The 7,850-nt window shown below is 70.8% G+C and carries 6 protein-coding genes; 1 reads left to right on the top strand and 5 read right to left on the bottom strand.

Features of this window, described 5'->3' with window-relative positions; translation table 11 throughout:
- Positions 1 to 1,400 (bottom strand): helix-turn-helix domain-containing protein (locus ACZ4SW_RS18940; protein ID WP_468244388.1); only part of this gene is annotated, 1,400 nt, incomplete at its 3' end.
- Positions 1,401 to 1,637: 237 nt separating this feature from the next.
- On the opposite strand from ACZ4SW_RS18940, the gene ACZ4SW_RS18935 reads away from it, so the two are divergent.
- Positions 1,638 to 2,099, top strand: a complete 462-nt coding sequence (locus ACZ4SW_RS18935) for a hypothetical protein (protein ID WP_468244386.1) — start codon at positions 1,638 to 1,640, stop codon at positions 2,097 to 2,099.
- A gap of 167 nt (positions 2,100 to 2,266) precedes the next feature.
- Here the strand turns inward: ACZ4SW_RS18935 and ACZ4SW_RS18930 are convergent, their stop codons facing one another.
- The 4 genes from ACZ4SW_RS18930 to ACZ4SW_RS18915 form a co-directional block, all read right to left on the bottom strand.
- Positions 2,267 to 4,120: an RICIN domain-containing protein gene (locus ACZ4SW_RS18930; protein WP_468244383.1), complete on the bottom strand. Its 1,854-nt coding sequence runs from the start codon at positions 4,118 to 4,120 to the stop codon at positions 2,267 to 2,269.
- A 70-nt stretch (positions 4,121 to 4,190) separates the two neighbouring features.
- Positions 4,191 to 5,927, bottom strand: coding sequence for an MGH1-like glycoside hydrolase domain-containing protein (locus ACZ4SW_RS18925; RefSeq protein ID WP_468244380.1), 1,737 nt, complete (start codon positions 5,925 to 5,927; stop codon positions 4,191 to 4,193).
- Between the two features lie 81 nt (positions 5,928 to 6,008).
- Positions 6,009 to 6,869, bottom strand: a complete 861-nt coding sequence (locus tag ACZ4SW_RS18920; protein ID WP_468244378.1) for a carbohydrate ABC transporter permease — start codon at positions 6,867 to 6,869, stop codon at positions 6,009 to 6,011.
- A complete protein-coding gene (locus tag ACZ4SW_RS18915; RefSeq protein WP_468244375.1) occupies positions 6,866 to 7,849 on the bottom strand; it encodes a carbohydrate ABC transporter permease in 984 nt (327 codons plus the stop codon). Before ACZ4SW_RS18915 ends, ACZ4SW_RS18920 begins: the two co-directional genes overlap by 4 nt.
- Between the last annotated feature and the right edge of the window lies 1 nt (position 7,850).

Below are 7,850 nucleotides of genomic sequence, written 5' to 3'. Positions count from 1 at the left end.
ACCGTGCCGGTGCGGCCCTGGGAGGACCAGTCGAGTTCCAGGTACCAGTTGCAGTCGTAGGTCTCGGTCGTCGCGGTGACCAGCAGCACCTCCGGGTCCTCGGCGGAGACGCGGTAGGGGAACTGCACCGCGGGGAGGGGCTTTCCGCTGTCGTTGCCGGGACGCGCCCGGGCGATCGGGCGGTCGATGTCCAGGTTCACGGAGAAGTCACGGGGCGTCAGCCCGCCGCCGCAGCCCTGTTCCATGGCATACGCGTTGCCGGTGACCGGGGTGCCGCGGCTGACGATACGGACCCGGAGGGCCTCCAGGACCACGGCCGTGGACGACTTCCCCTGCACCGAGATCTGCACCATCGTCTGCCGCCCGTGCACCGCCCCCTGCGTCGCCGCCCACACCGCGGCGTCCTGCTGCTCCGGCGGCGGGGGCACCTGCGCCGGATTCTTGGCGATGACGTAGTCGTGCCCGCAACCGCCCTCCCAGATCTGCGAGTCGGCGCTCCAGACCAGCGGCACACCGGTCGGTGCCGGGGCGTCGCTCCTCGTGTCCGCCGACGGTCCGCCCCTCGGCCCGGGGCTCACCGAAGCCCGTACTCCTGCGGAGGGCGAGGCCGACGAACGGCCGGGCGAGGGGCGGGTCGCAGCCGACGGGTGGTGCGACGTATCGGCTCCTGGAGTACGGGTCCGACCGGGCGCCGTGGCGGTGTTGTCGTGGGACCGATCGGCCGACAGCGCCGACAGACTGCCCAGCGCCGCCAGCAGCACGGTCGCCGCGGCGGCGCCGACGACGGTGCGGCGACGGCGGTACCAGGGCCGTCCGGTCGAGCGGGCCGCATCCCCCTGGGCCCTCGGCTCGGGACTGCCCGGTGCGGGAGCGTCGGGGGCGGGCAGCCCGGCGTCGGGGGCGGGCAGCCCGGCGTCGGGTGCGTCCGCGTCGGGCCGCGGCGGTGCACCGCGCGTGCCGCCACCACCACCGACGCCGTCCGCGCCGCCACCCACGCCCCGTGCCGTACCGCTGTCCGGATCCGGAACCCGCTTGCCCCCTGTCGGCTCCGGCGCCCCCTCGGCCTTCGTCGGCTCCGCCGCTCCCCCGACCGCCCTCGGCCGTTGACGTGCCGTCGCCGCGAGCAGCCACAGGCGGTGCAGTTCGAGGCGTTCCTCCGGTGTCGCCCCGCAGAAGGCGGCCATGCGCTCCACCGGGGCGTAGTCCTGCGGGACCGCGTCGCCCGCGCAGTAGCGGTGCAGCGTGGAGGTGTTCATGCTGAGACGGCGGGCCAGGGAGCCGTAGCTCCGGTCCGTGCGGTCCTTCAGCCGGCACAGCAGTGCTGCGAACTGCTCGACGTCGTCCCCGGTCGACACCGTTCCCCCGTCCTCCCCCGTGTCCCCGTATCCCAGGCGGTCCATGTACCTGCACGTCAGACGGGCTGGGATGGTTCCACCGTCGCCGAAGGGGCGTCCGGCGTTGCGCCGGCGCGCCGTGACGGCCGATGCTCTCGGTGTCGCACCGACCGGGGCCGGACCGACCAGCCGGCGGCGGGCGGCACACGACACCCATGCACTCGTCCACGGGGGACACCCGTGACAGCGCCATTCGGCGCGATTCGACACGATTCGCCACGACTCGGAAAACGGGGAACACACATGAGCAGCAAGACCCGCACCATCCTGACCGCCGGCGTCCTCGCCGTCGCCCTCGGCCTCGGCGCCACCGCCCAGGCCTCCGCCGGCGCCGCGCGCAGCGTCAGCGGCAAGCCGTCCGACGACCTCACCCGCATCGCCGACTTCTACGGCACCTACATCGACGCGGTGAGCGACGAGGACAGGGGCAACCTCGGACAGGCCCTGCGCAGCCACTACCTCACGCCCGCCTTCCAGAAGGAGCTGGCGGCCTGGGAGGACCGGGAGCACGCCGACGGCGTCCTGCGCGCCCAGAACGTCCCGCTCGCCTGGAAGGTCACCGGCAGCGGCACCGCCCGCACCTACACGGAGGCCGTGGTCACCCTCACCTGGAGCCGCGACACCACCACCGAGCTGGTCGTCGACATGACCCGCGACAGCCACAGGATCTTCCACATCGGCGAGAAGGGCCTGGGACGCAAGTAGCCACTCCGGTCGCAGCCGCGGCGTGCGGATCCGGAACGGCCGCCGCCCGAAGGCCGAGCCGTTTGCGACGCCCGCGCGGCGGGGCTGCGACCACGGGCCCGACCGACCGCACGGAGCCCTGCCCCGGCCAGGCGGCCGGGGCAGGGCCGGTGTGCGGGCGGCGCCGGTCAGGCCTTGCCCTGGAGCCGCCAGATCTGGTTCTTCTTGGTGCTGAGGGCGCTTGCCGGGTCGCAGGTCCACTGGTGGATCAGCGCCCCGGCCGTGGTCGAGACGTTGCTGACGTCGACGCACTTGCCGCTGTGGACGGCGACGAGCTGGTAGTCCTGGCTGTTGCCGAGTGCGGTGACGGGGTTGAGGGTGAACATCTGGTTGGTGGCGCCGTTGCAGGTGTACTGGATGACGGCGGCGCCGTCGGCGGTGGAGGCGCCGGAGACGTCGAGGCACTTGCCGCTGAGCTCGTTGACGACGGTGTAGGTGTTGGCCCGCCCGGCGACCGGCTTGAGGTCGAGCATCTGCTGGTACCCGCCCTCGCAGTAGTACTGCTGGTACTGGGTGCCGTTGGCGGTGCTGAGGTTGGTGTCGTCCAGGCACTGGCCGCTGTTCTCGCTGACCGCCACGGTGGAGATGGTGGTGTTGGACGGCGGGAGCAGGGTGATGATGTAGCCGTCCTTGGCGTTGGTGTAGGGGACGGTCACCGAGGCCGCGTTGTTGCTGACCGTCAGGGTGGTGTCGGAGATGGTGGTGGGGCCGGTGACGGCGGCGCCGTTGTTGTAGGGGACGCGCTGGACGACGGCGCGGACCTGGCCGTTCTCCACGACCGAGGTGGTGTTCAGGCCGGTGAGGTTGACGGTGACGTTGCCCGTGTTGCCGTTGCTGCCGATCAGGATCTTGGCGTTCCTGGCGGTGTTGTCCTTGGTGGCCAGGCCGTCGGTGTTGGTGCCGGGCATGTAGTTGACGATGTTGCCGCTCTGCGAGCCGTAGTAGCGGTACATGAACCACTCCCCCAGCGGCAGGTACTGGCCGGAGCTGTTCTTGGTGAGCAGGTTGGCCTCGTCGTCGTGCAGGGCTGTGCCGGAGGCCCAGTTGCCGCGCAGGCCGTCGGCGCCGGCCCGCTCCAGGCGGCCGATGAACCAGGCGCCGCCGCCCGGGGACTGCATGGACAGGGTGGCGTACTCGTTGATCTGGTAGGGGCGGGTGTTGGTGAGTCCTGCCGCGGAGAGGGTGGAGTCGGCGCCGCCGACGTCGGTGGCGGGGTCCCCGGGTTCGTCGTGCCAGCTGTAGATGTCCGGGGCGACGTTGTTGGCCTTGACGTAGTTCAGGTAGGTGGTCCACCAGGTGTTGGAGGAGTTGGGCTGGCCCGCCATGCTGGGACCGACGATGAGCTGGCCGGGGAAGTTCGCCCGCACGGCGGCGTAGAACCGTGACCACATCTGCAGGTACTGGCTCTGGGACGGCGCCCAGAAGCCCTTGCCGTCCGGCTCGTTCCACAGGTCCCACTCCACCGTCATGTTGTTGGCCTTGACGTCGGAGAAGAGCTGGCTGACGAACTTGTCGAAGAGCGTCCAGTCACCGTTGTCGCCGGGGAAGGCCTGGCTGGTGGTGCCGTCGGCGCCCCACAGGTCGTGCGGCAGGATGACGAAGGTGCCGCCGAGGGCCTTGGTGCGCTTGTACTGGGCGAGGGTGGAGTTCCAGCGGGTCTGGTAGTCGGCGAGGCTGGTGGCGTAGCCGCCGCTGTTGAGCTGTGCGCCGCCGGCCCGCATGAAGTGCCACTTGATGTCCTTGAAGAAGTGGTCCTGCGGGAGTGAGCCGTTCGGCGTCATGCCGTAGATCATGCCGGAGGCGCGGTAGGCCGGGGCGCCTCCGGCGGTGGCGAAGTCGACGGTGACGCTGGTGTCCGCGGCCTGCGACGGGCCGGCGGGCACCAGGGTCGTGGCCAGCGCGGCCAGGAGGACGGCTATGGACGACGTCGCTCGGCGTCCGGTGCGGGTTGCGGGTCTGCGAAGTGTCCAGGGCGATTTCATGGTGCGGCTCCTGCGTGAGCGGTGAGGGGGCCGGGGCCGGAACGTCCCGGGGCTGTGGGGAGACGGCCGGTCAGCGGCCGTCTCGGTGGGCGTGTGCTTCGGCGAGGAGGAGATAGCTGCTGGCGGTCCAGGTGTAGGCGCGGTCGCGCAGGCCTGTTCCGGTGAGGGCGTCGAAGTTCTCGGCGAAGCCGTGGGTTTCGCACAGGGCGCGGAAGCGGGCGCTGATGTCGTCCGCCAGCCGGTGGTGGCCGGCGCGGCGCAGGCCGTCCTCGATGAGGACGGTGGCCGGGGCCCAGATGGGGCCGCGCCAATAGCCGTCGGCGAGGTAGTGCGGTGAGGCGGTCAGTTCGGTGGCCAGGCCGTACGGTGTCAGGTGGGCCTTGATGCGGTCGGCCAGCGCGCTGCCGATGTCGTCGGGCAGGTGTTCGCCCAGCACGACCGGCATGAGGTCGAGAAGGCTGGCGCTGCTCCAGGTGTTTGCGGTGGCGGCCGACCGGGCGACGAACCTGTCACCCGTCCAGAGCTGGTCGATCAGCGCCGTCCGCATGTCCTCGGCCGCCCGCGTCCACCGGCTCGCCTCGTCCTGTCTGCCCAGCTCCGTCGCCAGATCGGCGAGTTCACGCAGTTGGAGGGCCAGAAAGGCGGCCAGGTCGGCGGTGACGATCACCCGCTCGGGGTCGAAGGTGGTGGCGTTGTCCCAGCCGCTGTCGTTGCCGTGCTGGTAGTGGGCCAGTTCGGCCCCGGGGGCTCGCCGTGCGGTGAGCCAGAAGTCCGTCCAGCGTTCCAGCCGCTCGTACACCCCGGCCAGTTCCTCGTGGCTGGGTGGCGTCGGCAGCCGGCGCCGCAGGCGGCCGAAGGCCCAGCCGTGGATGGGCGGTTTGACGAAGTTGTAGAGGACCTCGGAGTGGGTGACGGAGTCCGGAAGGGCACCGCTGGAGTCCTGGTGGTCGAAGGGCAGGGCGAACTGGTCCAGGGCCAGTTCGGGGAGTCCGGGGGCCAGGGCGAGGGCGTTGAAGCAGTGGTCCCAGCTCCAGACCTTGTCCATCCAGTGCTTGGACATCAGCACGGCGGGCCGGGTGACCAGACCCGCCTGCCGCACGGTCGCCGACCAGACGACGTAGGCCGCGAGTTCGGCGGCCGGAGTGGCGGACGAGCGCCAGGGCGCCACCGCGTCGACGAAGCCCGTGAAGGACCTCTGTGCGGCCTCCACTATCTCGTCGAAGCTCGCCGAGGAGGCATACGGCGGGCGGGCGGTGTCCTGTTCCTCGATCGCGATCTCCCAGGCTCCGTCCGCCTCCGCGATCACGGTGAGCCCGCGGTCGGCGCCGCCCAGCGCCTGGGCTCCCGCCGTGTCGGCGATGGTGCCGGACAGCACGGTGACGCGGTAACGGCGTCCGGTCTCGTACGACGTGAACACGTGGGCGTCGGCCGCCGGGTCGTGGAAGAAGTACGTGCCGCTGAACGGGGTGAGGGTCCGTGCCGCGGCGAAGACGCTGAGGCCTAGACCGCTGCCCCGCAGGCGTACGGTGTCCGGCGACTCGTAGGCGAGGTCGGCGCGCCCGCTCTCGCCGATCCAGCTGAGCAGGCCGGGTGTCGCCTCGACGCGGGTCTCGGCCCGGCCGCCTCTCGCCGGGTCCCGGGGGACCAGGCGCAGGACGCCGTGCATACCGTTCTGGTGTGAGACGAGGTGGAGGTCCTCGGCGTACGTCTTCTCGGCCACCACGGGCGATATGCCGAACCAGGATCCGTACGTGCTGAACGGGATGTCGTGGACGGAGAAGGCCGGGCCGGATCGGGCGGCGGTCATGTGGCGTGACTCGTTTCTGGAGCAGGGGGCGGCGGCCGGCGGACAACTTGCCCGCCGTCGTACCGGAGTTGGGGGGGGAACTCAGTCCTTGACGGCACCGGCGGTCACGCCGGCGGCGACATAGCGCTGAGCGAGGACGAGGATGACCGCGGCGGGCAGCGAGGCCACGACGGCGGTCGCCATGATGGCGTTCCACTGCTGGTTGTTGTTGCCGATGTAGTGGTAGATGCCGAGGGTGATGGGCTCGTGGGCGCCGCCGTTGACGAGGGTGCTGGCGAAGACGAAGTCGGACCAGGACCACAGGAACGCGAACAGGGACACCGTGACGACGGCGTTGCGGCTCATCGGCAGGACGATGGACCGGAAGGTGCGCAGGGCCCTCGCCCCGTCCATCTGCGCCGCCTGGAGCAGTTCACCGGGGATGCCCGACATGAACGCCGTGAAGATCAGGACGCCGAAGGGGACGGCCAGGGTGGAGTCGGCCACGATCAGACCGGGGACGGACTGGAGCAGGCCGAGCTGGAGGTAGACGGCGTAGAAGCCCATCGCCATGATGATGCCGGGGATCATCTGGGCGGCCAGCAGCACGAAGCTCAGGATGCCGCCGCCGCGCGGGCGGAGCTTGGCCAGCGCGTAGCCGGCCGGTGCGGACAGGACCACGGTCAGGACGACGGTGCCCAGGCCGATGACGAGGCTGGTGCCGAGGTAGGGCAACTGCTCGTCGAGGACGGTGCGGTAGCCGGCCAGGGTGCCGTGCACCGGCAGCAGGTCCGGCGGGCTCTTGCGCATGTCCTGGTCGCGGGTGAGGGAGACGTTGAGCATCCAGTAGACCGGGAAGAGCATGACCGCCGTCAGGGTCAGGCCCACGGCCGTCTTCCACCATGTGGCCCGTCGCCTGCGCGATCGGGCAGGGGCGGCAAGGGATGTGGTCGCGGTGGTCATGAGGCATCCTGCTTCCGCTGGACTCTGACGTAGACCAGTCCGAAGACCAGGGCGGCGACGACGAGCAGGTTGCCGACGGCGGCTCCGGGACCGAAGGCCGGCAGGAGGTTGCCGAAGCCGAGCTGGTAGGACCAGGTGGCAAAGGTGGTGGACGAGTCCGCGGGGCCGCCCTTGGTCATGATCCAGATGATGTCGAAGACCTTCAGCGTGTAGACCAGGCCGAGCAGCAGCGTGATCCCCGAGACCGGGCGCAGGAGCGGGAAGGTGATGCTCCGGAACCGGCGCCAGGCGCCCGCGCCGTCGAGGGCGGCGGCTTCGTACAGCCCGGCCGGGATCGACTGCAGGCCGCTGTAGAGCACGACCAGGTTGAACGGGATGCCGATCCAGATGTTCGCGATGATCACGGAGGTCAGCGACCAGGAGGGCGAGGTCAGCCAGTTCACCGGTCCGATGCCGAGGGCGTGCAGGGCGGCGTTGACGACGCCCGACTCACTGTTGAGCATCCACGACCAGGTGGAGGCCGACACGATCAGCGGCAGCAGCCAGGGCACCAGGAACAGGGCGCGCAGGGTCGCCGACAGCCGGAAGTGCTGGTTGAAGAAGACCGCGAGGGCCAGCCCGATGACGTACTGGAAGGCCAGGCACACGGCGGTGAAGACCACGGTGTGCAGCAGGGCCGGGGCGAAGGTCGGGTCGTCGAAGACGGTCCGGTAGTTCTTCAGGCCCGTGAACGGCGCGTCGCCCTGGACGAAGGAACGGACGGTGTAGTCGCGCAGGCTCAGGTCGATGTTGCGGTACAGCGGATAGGCGTAGAAGAGGGCGAGGTAGAGGGTCACCGGGGCGAGGAATCCCCAGGCGGCCCACTGCCTGGAGGCGGGCCGGCGGCGCTTCCTGCTGCGGGCCGGGGGCGGGGCGGCGGTGGCCGCCCCGTTCCGGACGCGCACGGACCGGTGGTCCGGCAGCCGTGTCGTGTGGTTCATC

The sequence above is a fragment of the Streptomyces sp. NPDC028331 genome, from assembly GCF_055565775.1.
Note: the sequence above shows the minus strand (reverse complement) of the source record. Positions and strands in the feature narration are given on the sequence as shown.